The sequence below is a fragment of the Curtobacterium sp. B8 genome (genome assembly GCF_000333315.1).
Lineage (GTDB): Bacteria > Actinomycetota > Actinomycetes > Actinomycetales > Microbacteriaceae > Curtobacterium > Curtobacterium luteum.
On record NZ_BACW01000656.1, the window covers coordinates 1 to 14257 of the forward strand.

General features: G+C 70.6%; 14 protein-coding genes and 1 pseudogene. 7 read left to right on the forward strand and 8 right to left on the reverse strand.

Annotated elements, in window-relative coordinates; translation table 11 throughout:
* Window positions 1–44 precede the first annotated feature (44 nt).
* A complete protein-coding gene (locus I59_RS17440; protein ID WP_022904964.1) occupies window positions 45–317 on the reverse strand; it encodes an HPr family phosphocarrier protein in 273 nt (90 codons plus the stop codon).
* A gap of 72 nt (window positions 318–389) precedes the next feature.
* On the reverse strand, window positions 390–1160 hold the full coding sequence (locus tag I59_RS17445) for a DeoR/GlpR family DNA-binding transcription regulator (protein WP_022904965.1): 771 nt from the start codon (window positions 1158–1160) through the stop codon (window positions 390–392).
* Between the two features lie 306 nt (window positions 1161–1466).
* Between I59_RS17445 and ptsP the strand changes: the two are divergent.
* The 6 genes and pseudogenes from ptsP to I59_RS17475 all read left to right on the forward strand — a co-directional run bounded on the left by ptsP (window position 1467) and on the right by I59_RS17475 (window position 8239).
* Window positions 1467–3121 (forward strand): annotated as a pseudogene (ptsP, locus tag I59_RS20375) (phosphoenolpyruvate--protein phosphotransferase).
* A gap of 74 nt (window positions 3122–3195) precedes the next feature.
* Complete coding sequence (locus I59_RS17455) at window positions 3196–4749, forward strand: PTS mannitol transporter subunit IICB (protein WP_031274423.1); 1554 nt, start codon at window positions 3196–3198, stop codon at window positions 4747–4749.
* Window positions 4750–4852: 103 nt separating this feature from the next.
* The gene (locus I59_RS17460; RefSeq protein ID WP_031274425.1) at window positions 4853–5290 is read left to right on the forward strand and encodes a PTS sugar transporter subunit IIA; all 438 of its coding nucleotides are present in this window, start codon (window positions 4853–4855) and stop codon (window positions 5288–5290) included.
* On the forward strand, window positions 5287–6444 hold the full coding sequence (locus I59_RS17465) for a mannitol-1-phosphate 5-dehydrogenase (RefSeq protein WP_022904966.1): 1158 nt from the start codon (window positions 5287–5289) through the stop codon (window positions 6442–6444). Before I59_RS17460 ends, I59_RS17465 begins: the two co-directional genes overlap by 4 nt.
* Window positions 6445–6587: 143 nt before the next feature.
* A complete protein-coding gene (locus I59_RS17470; protein ID WP_031274426.1) occupies window positions 6588–7532 on the forward strand; it encodes an NADP-dependent oxidoreductase in 945 nt (314 codons plus the stop codon).
* 110 nt (window positions 7533–7642) lie between these two features.
* Window positions 7643–8239, forward strand: coding sequence for a DUF805 domain-containing protein (locus I59_RS17475; protein WP_022904968.1), 597 nt, complete (start codon window positions 7643–7645; stop codon window positions 8237–8239).
* 69 nt (window positions 8240–8308) lie between these two features.
* Here the strand turns inward: I59_RS17475 and I59_RS21115 are convergent, their stop codons facing one another.
* The 6 genes from I59_RS21115 to I59_RS17505 form a co-directional block, all read right to left on the reverse strand.
* Window positions 8309–8950 carry a TNT domain-containing protein gene (locus I59_RS21115; protein WP_022904969.1) on the reverse strand — a complete coding sequence of 214 codons (642 nt, stop codon included), beginning with the start codon at window positions 8948–8950 and terminating at the stop codon, window positions 8309–8311.
* Between the two features lie 24 nt (window positions 8951–8974).
* On the reverse strand, window positions 8975–9748 hold the full coding sequence (locus tag I59_RS17485; RefSeq protein ID WP_022904970.1) for a succinate dehydrogenase iron-sulfur subunit: 774 nt from the start codon (window positions 9746–9748) through the stop codon (window positions 8975–8977).
* Window positions 9748–11556 carry a succinate dehydrogenase flavoprotein subunit gene (gene sdhA, locus I59_RS17490; RefSeq protein ID WP_022904971.1) on the reverse strand — a complete coding sequence of 603 codons (1809 nt, stop codon included), beginning with the start codon at window positions 11554–11556 and terminating at the stop codon, window positions 9748–9750. The genes I59_RS17485 and sdhA overlap by 1 nt, the downstream gene beginning before the upstream one ends.
* Before the next feature lie 41 nt (window positions 11557–11597).
* On the reverse strand, window positions 11598–12044 hold the full coding sequence (sdhD, locus tag I59_RS17495) for a succinate dehydrogenase, hydrophobic membrane anchor protein (RefSeq protein ID WP_022904972.1): 447 nt from the start codon (window positions 12042–12044) through the stop codon (window positions 11598–11600).
* Between the two features lie 14 nt (window positions 12045–12058).
* Window positions 12059–12508 carry a succinate dehydrogenase, cytochrome b556 subunit gene (sdhC, locus tag I59_RS17500; protein ID WP_022904973.1) on the reverse strand — a complete coding sequence of 150 codons (450 nt, stop codon included), beginning with the start codon at window positions 12506–12508 and terminating at the stop codon, window positions 12059–12061.
* A gap of 75 nt (window positions 12509–12583) precedes the next feature.
* Entirely contained in the window at window positions 12584–13822 is a 1239-nt protein-coding gene (locus I59_RS17505; RefSeq protein WP_042726888.1) for a glycosyltransferase family 1 protein, read from the reverse strand.
* Between the two features lie 161 nt (window positions 13823–13983).
* Between I59_RS17505 and I59_RS17510 the strand changes: the two genes are divergently transcribed.
* Window positions 13984–14257: sugar phosphate nucleotidyltransferase (locus tag I59_RS17510; RefSeq protein ID WP_031274428.1), on the forward strand; the 274-nt coding region annotated here is incomplete at its 3' end.

Below are 14257 nucleotides of genomic sequence, written 5' to 3' on the forward strand. Positions count from 1 at the left end.
CTCCCGTCCGTTCGTGGGTCACGTCGAGGACGCGACCGGCGCGATCAGGCCGCGTCGTGGTCCGTCTGCAGGAACTCGACGAGGTCGTCGGCGGTCTTCTCGGCGTCGTCGCCGGACACCGTGAGGGTGACCTCGTCGCCGTTCTCGATGCCGAGGCCGAGGAGCGCGAGGATGCTGCCGGCGTTGCCGGACTTGTCGCCCTTCGCGATCGTGACCTGGTGGCCGGACGCCGTCACGGTCTGGACGAACAGGGACGCGGGGCGGGCGTGCAGCCCGGACGCGCTGGCGACGGTGACGGTGCGGGTGGCTTCGGACATCGAATGGACTCCTGTCGATGGGTGGTGGCGCTCATGGTAGCGAGCGTCGGGTGGGGCTGGTCCGGGCCCCGGTCAGGAACGACCGGGCCAGAACACCTCGGTGCCGGCTGCTTCGACCTCGCGGACGAGGTCGGCGTTGACACCGGGGTCGGTGATGATCGTGTCGATCGCGGCGAGCGGGGCGACCCGGCCGAACTCCTCACGACCGAACTTCGTGTGGTCGGCGAGCAGGATGCTCCGCCGGGCCGACTTGATCATGGCGGACTTGACGGCGGCCTCCGCCATGTTGTGCGTCGTGAGGCCGCGCTCGGGCGTGATCCCGTTGATGCTGATGAAGGCGACGTCGACGCTCACCATGCCGATGAGCTGGTGCGTCCACGTGCCGACGCCCGCGAGGGAGTCGCTGCGGATGTTCCCGCCGAGCAGGTGCAGGTCGAGCCCCTGCCGGTTCGCGACCGCCATGGCGACGGGCAGCGAGTGCGTGACGACGGTCAGGCCACGGTCGGCGGGGAGCATCTCTGCGAGGCAGATCGTCGAGGTGCCGGCGTCGATCATGATCGAGCCGTTCTCGGGCAGCTCCTCGAGCGCGGCCTGGGCGATCACCATCTTCTCGGCCTGGTTGATCCCGCCGCGGTCGCCGACCCCCGGGTGGAGCGTGATGCGCTCGACCGGGATCGCGCCGCCGTGGGCGCGTCGCACCAGCCCACGCCGCTCCAAGGAGGTGAGGTCGCGGCGGATGGTCTCGGGGGTGACCTCGAGGAGTTCGGCGAGGTCCTTCACGTCGACCCGGCCCTGGGCTCGGGCCTGTTCCACGATGCGCTGGTGGCGCTCGGGTGCGTACATCGGGGGCCTCGTCGTCTCGTGGTCGTGCTGGTGGGGCTGGGGTGGTGCTCGTGCCCTTGCGCGGGGGATCGGGCCGGAACGGACACGGTCGGGCGCATCTCGGCCGTCGATGCCCGAATCGTTCTGGACACCAGACGCAAACGGGCATCTGTTTCTGCATTTTTATCCCCGGATGTGTTTGTTTGTCAACGAGGATCGATGTAGTGTGCTCCCAGTCGCGACGACTGCACGACTGCACGACTGCACGACCACCACTGCACCACCGCACCGCACCGCCCCACCGCGCGTGAGATGAAGGAGTCTCGAATGTCCGAACTGCTCGGCACCGGCGTCGGCCGTGGCGTCGCCCACGGCCCGGTCCTCCGCATGGCGGACCCGCTCGGCGCACCGTCGCAGGACGCGCTGACCGGTTCGGCGGACGACGCGAAGCAGGCCGTGGCCGCGGCGCTCGCCGCGGTCGCGGAGGACCTCAACAAGCGTGGGCAGCTCGCCGGCGGCGACGCCCAGGCCGTGCTCGAGGCCCAGGCGCTCATGGCGCAGGACCCGACGCTCCTCGACGACGTGCACGCGCGCATCGACGGCGGCACCAACGCCGAGCGCGCGGTGTTCGAGGCGTTCGGCCAGTTCCGCGACCTCCTCGTCCAGATGGGCGGGTACATGGGGGAGCGCGCGGCCGACCTCGACGACGTCGCCCAGCGCATCATCGCCAAGCTCCGTGGCGTCTCCGCCCCGGGCGTCCCGGAGTCCGACACCCCGTTCGTGCTCGTCGCGCGTGACCTCGCGCCGGCCGACACGGCGCTCCTCGACCTCGACAAGGTGCTCGCGCTCGTCACCCGAGACGGCGGACCGACCTCGCACACCGCGATCCTCGCCCGGGCGAAGGGCATCACCGCCATCGTCGGCGTGACCGGGGCGGACGACCTCGCCGACGGCACCGAGGTCGTCGTCGACGCGGCCGCCGGCACCGTCGTCACCGACCCGTCCGCGGAGCTCGTCGCCGAGGTCGAGCAGCGCATCGCCGACCGCCTCGCCGCCGCCGAGGCCCCGCTCACCGCCGGGGCCTCGCCGACGGGCACACCGTGCCCCTGCTCGCGAACCTCGGCAGCCCCGCGGACGCCGCGGGCGCCGTCGCTCTCGGTGCGGAGGGCGTGGGGCTCTTCCGCACCGAGTTCCTCTTCCTCGACTCGCCGAAGGCCCCGACCGTGGCCGAGCAGCAGGAGTCCTACAAGCGCCTGCTCGAGGCGTTCCCGGGGAAGAAGGTCGTCGTCCGCGCGCTCGACGCCGGTGCCGACAAGCCCCTGCCGTTCCTCACCGACAAGGACGAGGAGAACCCGGCGCTCGGCCGCCGCGGGCTCCGCGCGCTGCGGAACCACGAGGAGGTCCTGCGCGACCAGCTCACCGCGCTCGCGCAGGCCGACGCAGAGACCGAGGCCGACCTCTGGGTGATGGCTCCGATGGTCGCCGACGCCGAGGAGACCGAGTACTTCGTGGCCCTCGCCCGCGAGCTCGGCATCCGCACCGCGGGCGTTATGGCCGAGGTCCCGTCGCTCGCGCTCATGGCCGAGCAGGTCTTCACCTCCGCCGACTTCGTGTCGATCGGCACGAACGACCTGACCCAGTACACGATGGCCGCCGACCGCATGCTCGGCACCGTCGCGTCCTACCAGGACCCGTGGCACCCCGCCGTCCTCCGCCTCGTCGCCCAGCTCGGCTCCGCCGGCGCGGACGCGGGCAAGGCCGTCGGCATCTGCGGCGAGGCCGCAGCGGACCCGCTCCTCGCCGTCGTGCTCGTCGGCCTGGGCGCCACCACCCTGTCCATGACCCCCGCGGCCCTCGCCGACGTGCGTGCCGAACTCGGCAAGCACACGCTCGAGCAGGCCCGCGAGATGGCGAAGGCGGCACTCGCCGCGAGCACGGCGGCGGCCGCGAAGTCCGCCGCGGCCGCAGCGCACGCCGTCTAGCCGCAGCACCACCGCAGCACAGCAGCACCCTCACCCCTCCACCACTGCAGCACCCATCACAGAAAGCCAGGCACATGACAACGTCGTCCGTTGCAGCGCCCGACGCTCCCGCGAAGTCGCGGGGCGGCGCACGCGTCGCCGTGCAGAAGTTCGGCACCTTCCTCTCCGGCATGGTCATGCCCAACATCGCGATCTTCATCGCGTGGGGCATCATCACGGCGTTCTTCATCGAGACCGGCTGGACCCCCGTGGGGATCCTCGGCGGGTTCGGTGAGACGAACGGCGTCGCCAACCCCGGCGTCGTCGGCCCGATCCTCACGTACCTCATCCCGCTCGCGATCGCGATCCAGGGCGGCCGCATGGTCTACGAGACCCGCGGCGCCGTGGTCGGCTCGATCTTCGCGATGGGTGTCATCCTCGGCGCGAACGGCACCGTGATGATCCTCGGCGCGATGATCTGCGGCCCGCTCGGCGCGTACATCATCAAGCAGGTCGACAAGATCTGGGACGGCAAGATCCGCCCGGGCTTCGAGATGCTCGTGAACAACTACGCCGCGGGCATCCTCGGGTTCGTCCTGGCGATGGTCGGGTTCTTCTGGCTCGCGCCGATCTTCAAGGCGATCGCGAACGGCCTCGGCGCCGCGGTGGAGTTCCTCATCAACCACTCGCTGCTCCCGCTCGCCAGCGTGATCATCGAGCCCGCGAAGGTGTTCTTCCTCAACAACGCCATCAACCACGGCGTGCTCGACCAGCTCGGCGCCGCCCAGGTGAAGGAGTCCGGCAAGAGCATCCTGTTCCTGCTCGAGGCGAACCCCGGCCCCGGCCTCGGCATCCTGCTCGCCTTCACCTTCTTCGGTGTCGGCATCGCCCGCTCGACCGCGCCCGGCGCGATCATCATCCAGTTCCTCGGTGGCATCCACGAGATCTACTTCCCGTACGTGCTGCAGAAGCCGGTCCTCTTCATCGCCGTCATCCTCGGTGGTGCCACCGGTGTCGCGACGAACGTGGCGTTCCACTCGGGCCTCGTCGCCCCGGCCTCCCCGGGTTCGATCTTCGCGGTGATCGGTTCGACGGCGAAGGACAGCTTCGTCGGCGTCATCCTCTCCGTGGTGCTCTCCGCCGCCGTCTCCTTCGCGGTCGCGTCGTTCTTCCTGCTCGCGACCCGCAAGCGTGACCTCGCGGGCGGTGGCGACATGAGCGCCGCCATGGCGAAGCTCCAGGCCAACAAGGGCCGCGACGTCAACGCCGCGACCGCGGGCCTGTTCGGCAACAACGCCCCGGCGAACGACGAGGAGGCCGAGGCCTCGCTCGGCGGCGTCGGCTCCGCGTCGACCGCGACGGCGACCCGCGTCGAGAACGTGGTCTTCGCCTGCGACGCCGGCATGGGCTCGAGCGCGATGGGCGCCAGCGTCCTCCGCAACAAGGTGAAGAAGGCGGGCATCGAGGGCGTCACGGTCGTCAACAAGGCGATCGCGAACCTCGACGGCACCGAGGACCTCATCATCACGCAGGAGGAGCTCACCGACCGCGCCCGTCAGAAGAACCCGAACGCACAGCACGTGTCGGTCGGCAACTTCATGAACGCGCCGCAGTACGACCAGGTCGTCGAGCAGCTCAAGCAGCAGTAGCGACGCACCGACCAGTAACCGAGTGCAGTATCGGAGGGGACGGGCCGCGGCTCGTCCCCTCCACACGTCCACGACGCCACGTCACGAAGCAAGGAGAACCCCGATGCCCGTCCTGCAGGAGAGCCAGATCCGGATCCACACCGAGGACACCGCCCCGACGAAGTCCGAGGCGATGAAGGAGGCTGCCGAGATCCTCGAGGCTGCGGGCGCGGTCACCGCGGACTACTACCCGGCGATGCTCGAGCGTGAGAAGAGCGTCTCGACGTACATGGGCAACTTCCTCGCCATCCCGCACGGCACCAACGACGCGAAGGACGCCATCAAGTCCTCCGCGCTGTCGTTCATCCGCTACGCCACCCCGATCGACTGGGACGGCAACCCCGTGCGCTTCGTCGTCGGCATCGCCGGCGTCAACAACGAGCACCTCGACATCCTCTCGAAGATCGCGATCGTGTTCTCCGACGAGGACGAGGTCCAGAAGCTGACGGACGCGCCCGACACCGCGGCGATCCTCGCGATCCTCGGTGAGGTCAACGAGTGAGCGACCGCACCGCCGTCCACTTCGGCGCCGGCAACATCGGCCGCGGCTTCGTCGGGCTGCTGCTCCACGAGGCCGGCTACGAGGTGGTCTTCGCCGACGTCGCCGCGCCGCTCATCGACGCCCTCGCCGCCGCCGACTCGTACACCGTCCACGAGGTCGGTGCCGATGCGAAGGACCACGAGGTCAGCGGCTTCCGTGCCCTGAACAGCGCGCAGGACGAACAGGGCGTCATCGCCGAGATCGCCGCCGCCGACGTGGTCACCTGCGCCGTCGGACCGAACGTCCTCAAGTTCATCGCCCCGGTGATCGCCGCGGGTCTGCAGCAGCGTGACGCCGGCGCGGCCCCGCTCGCCGTCATGGCCTGCGAGAACGCGATCAACGCGACCGACCGGCTCCGCGAGTTCATCGTCGAGGCGCTGCCCGCCGAGTCCCGCGATCAGGCACTCGCGAAGGCCGTGTTCGCCAACACGGCCGTCGACCGCATCGTGCCGGCCCAGCCGGACGGCGCCGGCCTCGACGTCACCGTCGAGACGTACTACGAGTGGGCCATCGACCGCACGCCGTTCAACGGGTCCGAGCCGGAGATCCCCGGCGCCCACTACGTCGACGGCCTCGCCGCCTCGATCGAGCGGAAGCTCTTCACGGTCAACACCGGCCACGCCACGGTCGCGTACCACGGGTACATCGCCGGCGCGGACAAGATCGCCGACGCCATCGCGATCCCTGCGGTCCGTTCCGAGCTCGAGGCCGTGCTCGCCGAGACCAGCGACCTGCTCGTCCGCCGGCACGAGCTCGACCCCGAGGTGCACCGCGCCTACGTCGAGGCGATCATCGCCCGGTTCGAGAACCCGCACCTGCCGGACACCGTCACCCGGGTCGGCCGACAGCCGCTCCGCAAGCTCTCCCGCGACGAGCGGTTCGTGTCCCCGGCGGCCGCGCTGGCCGAGGACGGCACCGAGCCGACCGCGCTGCTCGACGCGATGGGCGCCGCGCTCCGCTTCGACGTCGCGGACGACGAGCAGAGTGTGCAGCTGCAGGAGCTCCTCCGGTCCGACAAGGCCGACGGCGCTGTCGCGACCGAGATCACCGGGCTCGACGAGCAGCACCCGCTGCACGCCGCGTTCGCCGACCGGGTGCGCGCAGCGCGCGCCTGACGACGCTCGCGTCTGTCCGACTGGAGGCCCGTCACCAGCTGGTGACGGGCCTCCAGCCCGTCCCGGGGTCGCAATGCTCCGCGGTGTCGTCGAACCTGGCGCACCCCGTGAAGCCCCGGGACGCGACGCGTAGCGTCGCACCCATGACGAAGCACTGGGTGGCACCGCGGTTCGGCGGCAGCGAGGTCCTCGAGTACACCGACACCGACGTGCCCGCACCGGGCCCCGGCGAGGTCACCATCGCCGTCCGCGCCGCGGGCATGAACCCCGCCGACACGAAGCACACCCGGCAGGGCGACGCGGCCGACCTGCCGATCGCGATCGGGTACGAGGTCGCCGGCGTCATCAGCCGGATCGGGTCCGACACCGAGATCGCCTCGGGCGGGGGAGCGGTCGGGGACGAGGTCCTCGCCTTCCGTGTCGAGGGCGGCTGGTCCGAAGCGCTGACGGTGCCCGCCCGGGACGTGTTCGCGAAGCCCGCGTCGCTCGGGTTCCCCGAGGCCGCGAACCTCCTGCTCGCAGGCACCACCGCGGCCGACATGCTCCGCGTCACGCGCGCCTCGGGGAACGACACCGTTCTCGTGCACGGGGCCGCCGGGGCCGTCGGCGTCAGCCTGCTCCAGCAACTCCGGCTCCTCGGAGCACGGGTCATCGGGACTGCGTCCGAGCGCAACGCCGACGTCGTCGCCGACTTCGGCGGTGAGTGGATCGCGTACGGCGACGGGCTCGAGGACCGTGTCCGGGCGCTCGTCGAGGACGGAACGGGCGACGGCGTCGACGTGGCGCTCGACTGCGTCGGTACCGACGAGGCGGTCGACGTGTCCCTCGCCCTCGTGTCGGACCCGTCCCGCATCGTGACGATCGCCGCGTTCGGTCGCGCCGAGGCCGACGGCATCCGAGCGATCGGCGGAGCCCAGCCGGAGAGCAAGGCGTTCCGGGACTCCGTCCGGCAGCGGTTGATCGACCTCGCGGGCGACGGGGACCTCGTCGTCCCGGTCGCTCGGACCTTCCCGCTGTCCGAGGCGAAGGCCGCCGCCGAGCTGCTCGAATCGCAGCACCCGGGGGGCAAACTCGCGCTCGTCCCCTGATCGGGGGACCTTGAGGGCGGGCGAAGCTGTGGGTTTCCTGGTTGGATCGGGTTCGTTGACGTCGTCAGCATCACGGACCGAATCGATCAGAGCCAGCAGGGGGACCCCCGATGAGTGACCAGTACCCGCCGCAGAACCCGTACGGCCAGGAGCCCGCGCAGAACCCGTACGGCCAGCAGTCCGGGCAGAACCCGTACGGCCAGCAGCCGCAGTACGGTCAGCCGGCGCCGACCGGCCCGAACGGCGAGCCGCCGCTCTGGGCACCGTGGTACGGCATCTCGTTCCCGAACGCGATCAAGCGCTTCTTCAAGAAGTACGTGCGGTTCGACGGGCGCGCGAGCCGCAGTGAGTTCTGGTGGTGGTACCTGGCGAACGTCATCGTCACGGGAGTGCTCTACGCGATCTACGGGATCGGGGCGGGCACCTCGCAGTACCAGACGGTGTCGACGACGTACGGGTCGACCTCCACGATGACCTCGCCGTCCGCGCTGTTCGTCATCGGCGGGATCCTGCTCCTCCTCTGGGGGCTCGCAACGATCATCCCGAACCTCGCGCTGGCGTGGCGACGGCTGCACGACGCGAACTTCGCGGGTCCGTTCATCTTCCTCGGGCTCATCCCCGTGGTCGGCGGACTCATCCTGCTCGTCCTCTACCTGCTCCCCTCGAAGCCCGAGGGTGCGCGCTTCGACCAGCCCCAGCGCGGCTGATCGACCCTCTGGACGCAGAACGGCCCTCCCCGATCGGGGAGGGCCGTTCTGCGTGCTGGCGCTGCTCGCTCAGACCACCCGCACCCGAGCGAGCGAGCCGTCGACGACGAGGTCGCGGACCGTGACCGACGGGTCGGCGATCTCGAAGCGGAGGGCGCCGCCCGGCTGCTCGAACCACGGCTGGACGAACCGGACCGTCACCAGGAACGGCCGCTCCACCACGTAGCGGTGCGTCTCCGGCGCTGCCGTGACATGCGGCGGGAGCGACCGCTGGGGGAGCGGGGTGTCGAGCGGGTGCAGGAGGTAGCCGTCCGGGCCACCGACGCGGTCGACCGGGACCCCGGCGGGGACCTGGATCGTCAGACCCCGTTCTCCGGCCTGTGCCACCTGCTGCGCGAGCTGCGGGTACGTCGAGGCCGCACGGTCACGGAGCCCGTCGAACTCGTGCCGGGGGATGTCCCGCGGCGCCGGGAACGGCCGGTTGAGGAACCGGCGGAGCATCTCGACCGCGTCGTCCTCACCGTTCGCGGTGGCGAGCCGGCGGGCCGTGCCGTAGTCGACGACCTCGAGCGCGTACTCGGAGGCCCCGACCTGTGCGAGGCGGAGCGCCCCCTCGACCGGCGGCTCGTGCAGGGTCTCCCCGGGGAGTTGCACGTACCGGACGGTGTAGCCGAGCTGGTCGAGGATGGGGCGGGTCTCCGCGAACGTCATGGGCGCGAGCCTACCGGGTGCGACCTATGCCTTCCCCCGCATGATCGCCTGCTTGACCTCCGAGATCGCCTTCGTGACCTGGATGCCGCGCGGGCAGGCGTCGGTGCAGTTGAAGGTCGTGCGGCAGCGCCAGACGCCTTCCTTGTCGTTGAGGATGTCGAGGCGGACGTCGGCTGCGTCGTCGCGCGAGTCGAAGATGAAGCGGTGCGCGTTCACGATCGCGGCGGGGCCGAAGTACTGCCCGTCCGTCCAGAAGACCGGGCACGACGAGGTGCACGCGGCGCAGAGGATGCACTTCGTGGTGTCGTCGAAGCGGGCACGGTCGGCGACGGACTGGACGCGCTCCTTGCCCTTCTCGGGCGCGGAGGACGCCTGCAGGAACGGCTGCACCTCGCGGAAGGACGCGAAGAAGGGCTCCATGTCGACGACGAGGTCCTTCTCGAGCGGCAGGCCCTTGATCGCCTCGACGTAGATCGGCTTCGACACGTCGAGGTCCTTGATGAGGGTCTTGCACGCGAGGCGGTTGCGGCCGTTGATGCGCATCGCGTCCGACCCGCAGACGCCGTGGGCGCAGGAGCGCCGGAACGTCAGGGAACCGTCCTGCTCCCACTTGATCTGGTGCAGCGCGTCGAGGATGCGGTCGGTCGGCAGCATCATCACGTCGAAGTCCTGCCAGCGCGGCTCGTCGTCGACGTCCGGGTCGAACCGGCGGACGATGAGCGTGACGGGGAAGGATCCGGGAGGGGCGTCCTGCACGGTCTGGGTGCGGGGGGCGTCGGAGACCAGGGTGTCGGTCATCAGTACTTCCTCTCCATCGGCTCGTAGCGCGTCACCACGACGGGCTTCCAGTCGAGCGTGATGTGGTCGTCGGCGAGTGACGAGTGCGGGTCGCCCGTCAGGTACGCCATGGTGTGCTGCATGTAGTTCTCGTCGTCGCGCTTCGGGTAGTCGTCGCGCATGTGGCCGCCGCGGCTCTCCTTGCGGTTGCGGGCGGAGTAGACGACGACCTCCGCCAGGTCGAGCAGGAAGCCGAGCTCGACGGCCTCGAGCAGGTCGGTGTTGAAGCGCTTGCCCTTGTCCTGCACGGAGACCTGCAGGAACCGGTTGCGCAGCTCGTGGATGGTCTCGGTCACCTTGGCGAGCGACTCGTCGGTCCGGAACACCTGCGCGTTGCGGTCCATCTCCTCCTGGAGCTCCTTGCGGAGGGCGGCGACGCGCTCGGTGCCGGTGGATGCCCGGAGCTGGTCGAGCATGTCCTTCACGCCCTGCTCGGGGTGCTCGGGCAGCGGGAGGAACTCGGCGGTCTGCACGTACTCCGCGGCGTTGTTGCCGGAGCGCTTGCCGAAGACGTTGATGTCGAGCAGCGAGTTCGTGCCGAGGCGGTTCGAGCCGTGCACGGACACGCAGGCGCACTCGCCGGCGGCGTAGAGCCCGGGGACGACCGTGGTGTTGTCGTAGAGGACCTCGGCCTTGACGTTGGTCGGGATGCCACCCATCGCGTAGTGGGCGGTCGGCATCACCGGCACCGGCTCGACGACCGGGTCGACCCCGAGGTAGGTCCGCGCGAACTCGGTGATGTCGGGCAGCTTGGTCTCGAGGACCTCGGCGCCGAGGTGCGTGCAGTCGAGCAGCACGTAGTCCTTGTTCGGGCCGGCGCCGCGGCCCTCGGCGACCTCTTGCACCATGCACCGGGCGACGATGTCGCGGGGTGCGAGGTCCTTGATGGTCGGCGCGTACCGCTCCATGAAGCGCTCGCCGGACGCGTTGCGGAGGATCGCACCTTCGCCGCGGGCACCCTCGGTCAGGAGGATGCCGAGGCCCGCGAGCCCGGTCGGGTGGAACTGGAAGAACTCCATGTCCTCGAGCGGCAGGCCCGTGCGCCAGACGATGCCGACGCCGTCACCGGTGAGGGTGTGCGCGTTCGAGGTGGTCTTGAACATCTTGCCGAACCCGCCGGTCGCGAAGATCATCGCCTTCGCGTGGAAGACGTGGAGTTCGCCGGTCGCGAGCTCGAACGCGACGACGCCGGCCGGCTGCTTCCGGGTGACGCCGTCGTCGCCGGTGACGTCGACCATGATGAGGTCGAGCGCGTAGAACTCGTTGAAGAAGTTCACCCCGAGCTTCACGCAGTTCTGGAACAGCGTCTGCAGGATCATGTGGCCGGTGCGGTCCGCGGCGTAGCAGGCCCGGCGCACCGGGGACTTGCCGTGGTCGCGGGTGTGGCCGCCGAAGCGTCGCTGGTCGATCTTGCCCTCGGGCGTGCGGTTGAACGGCAGGCCCATGTTCTCGAGGTCGATGACGGCGTCGATCGCTTCCTTCGCGAGGATCTCCGCGGCGTCCTGGTCGACGAGGTAGTCGCCGCCCTTGATCGTGTCGAACGTGTGCCACTCCCACGAGTCCTCTTCGACGTTCGCGAGGGCCGCCGCCATGCCGCCCTGCGCCGCACCCGTGTGGGAACGGGTCGGGTAGAGCTTCGAGATGACGGCCGTCTTCGCCTTCGGTCCGGCCTCGATGGCGGCCCGCATGCCGGCGCCGCCCGCGCCGATGATGACGATGTCGAACTGGTGGTGGTGGACCGTGATGTCGGTCTGGGTGTTCAGGGGCACGGAGGTCTTTCGGTCAGGGGGTAGGCGGGCAGGGCGCGTCGTCAGCGGGCCGGGCAGAACGACGGCAGGTCCGCGGCGGCGGCGCCGGCGGGGCACGGGTCGAACGTCCAGCAGACGAGCAGGCCGAGGACGACGAGCGCGACGCACGCGACGAGGATCGCGACGAGGAGCGTCTTCCGGATGCCCGGCTTGGACACGTAGTCGTTCACGATCGTCCGCATGCCGTTCGAGCCGTGGACCAGGGCGAGGACGAGCATCAGCGAGTCCCACACCTGCCAGAACGGGTTCGCCCACTTGCCGGCGACGAAGGCGAAGTCGATCTGCTTCACGCCCTCGCCGGCCACCATGTTCACGAACAGGTGGCCGAAGATCAGCACGACGAGCAGGACGCCCGACGCGCGCATGTAGATCCAGCCCCACTTCTCCCAGTTGGTCGTGCGGCGGGCCGCGCCGGCACTGCGGGGCGGTTCGATGGTCTGCGTGGTCATCTGTGCGCTCCTGGTCAGTGGAAGTCGGCGACGAGGTTCATCAGCTGGCGCGGCAGGAAGCCCGCGATCGCGACCGCCCAGAGGACGATGACGACCCAGAACATCGCGCGCTGGTACTTCGGGCCCTTCGACCAGAAGTCCACGAGGATGATCCGCAGCCCGTTGAACGCGTGGAACACGATCGCCATGACGAGCGCGATCTCACCGAGGTTCATGATCGGGGTCTTGTAGGTGCCGATCACCGCGTTGTAGGCCTCGGGCGAGAGCCGCACGAGCGCCGTGTCGAGGATGTGCACCAGCAGGAAGAAGTAGATCGCGACACCGGTGATGCGGTGCAGGACCCAGGACCACATGCCGGTCGAGCCCCGGTACAGGGTGCCCTGCGGCGTCCGAGAGGCGCGCGGCGCCTCGATCGTCACGCGGGGTTCGGCGGTCGCCGTCCCCCCTGCGGTCTGCTCGGCCATGAGCGAGTCCTCCCATAGGACGGGCTCGCCGATCGGCGAGCCCTTGCCGTTCGTGTTCTGTGGAACACGTCCATCCTATGCGCGTGCGCTGACACTCTCGTGCCAACGTGCCCGGACCGCCCGCGCCGCGGCGGGCGGCGCGCCGATCGTGCGGGCCGTGTCGTGGTGCTCGAGCAGCTGGTCCCCGACGGCCTCCCACGTGGTGCCCTCGACCCGGAGCCGGCCGGCGGACCCCATCCGGGCCGCGAGCGCCCGGTCGTGGTGCAGCCGCAGGACGGCCTGTCGCAGCGCCTGCGGCGCGTCCGGGTCGTACAGGTCGCCGTCGAGCCCCGGGGCCACCAGGTCGACCGGGCCGCCCGAGGCTGGCGCGACCACCGGCAGGCCGCTCGCGTGCGCCTCCTGCAGCGTCTGCCCGAAGGTCTCGGCCGGACCCGTGTGCACGAACACGTCGAGGGCCGCGTACGCGTCCGCGAGCGCGTCGCCGCGCAGCGGTCCGGTGAAGTGCACGTCGAGGTGCCGGAGCCGTCGTTCGAGCAGCGGCCTGGAGGGACCGCCTCCCGCGACCACGACCCGGATGCCCGGGAGGCCGCCGAGCTCGGCGAGCCGCTCGACCTCCTTCTCCGGTGCGAGGCGGCCCACGTAGCCCACGATGGTCTCGCCGTTCGGCGCGAGCCGGCGGCGGAGCGCACGGACGTGCGTCGCGTCGCGGCGACCGGGGTGGAACAGCGTCGTGTCGACGCCGCGCCCCCACCGCGCGACGCGCGGCACGCCGTCCTCGGCGAGCATCGCCGCGGTGGCGCTCGACGGGGCGAGCGTCAGGGACGCGCCCTCGTGGATCCGACCGAGGATCTTCCGCACCAGCGGGACCGTCGCGGTCAGGCCGTTGCGGCGGGCGAACCCGGCCACGTCGGTCTGGAAGACGGCGACGGAGGGGATGCCGAGCCTCCCGGCCGCGGTGATGGCGCGTCCACCCAACAGGAACGGACTCGCGGCGTGGAGCACGTCGGCGCCGGAGGCGGCGAGGATCGTGTCGAGCACCGGGTGGGGGAGCGCGACCGGGAACTGCCGGTACGCGACCGCGGGCACGCGGTGCACGTCGTAGCCGTTGAAGCGCTCGACGTGGTCCTTCGGCCGGAGCTGGGCGATCCCCGGGGTGTCCGGGGCGATCACGACCGCGCGGTGGCCGCGGAGCCGCAGGTGGTCGAGCACCGCGATGACGCTCGTGGTCACGCCGTTGAGGGTGGGCAGGAAGCTCTCGGTCACGACGGCGACGGTCCGCTGGGACGTGCCGCGCTCCACGCTGCGTGCGCTCATGGTGCGTCCCATGCTCCGCGGCGGCCGTGACGGGTCGGGGCGCTGCGTGTGAACGGCGGACACGGAGGGGGTGAACAGGACGTGCCGGTGCGGGAGACCGCATGCGGGAAACGTGCGGTCGCCGCCCAGGGATCGCGGACCGGGACCGGTACGGTGAGCGGGTGGCAGACGAGCTCCAGGACTTCTACGCGATCATCCCCGCCGGCGGCATCGGATCGCGGCTCTGGCCGTTGTCACGGGCCGACGCCCCGAAGTTCCTCCACGACCTCACCGGCTCGGGGACCTCGCTGCTCCGCCAGACGTGGGACCGTCTCGCGCCCCTCGCGGGCGACCAGCGGATCATGGTCGTCACCGGTCGTGCGCACCGGGCGGCAGTCGAGTCGCAGCTGCCCGGGGTGGCCGACCACAACGTCGTGCTCGAGAGCGAGCCGAAGA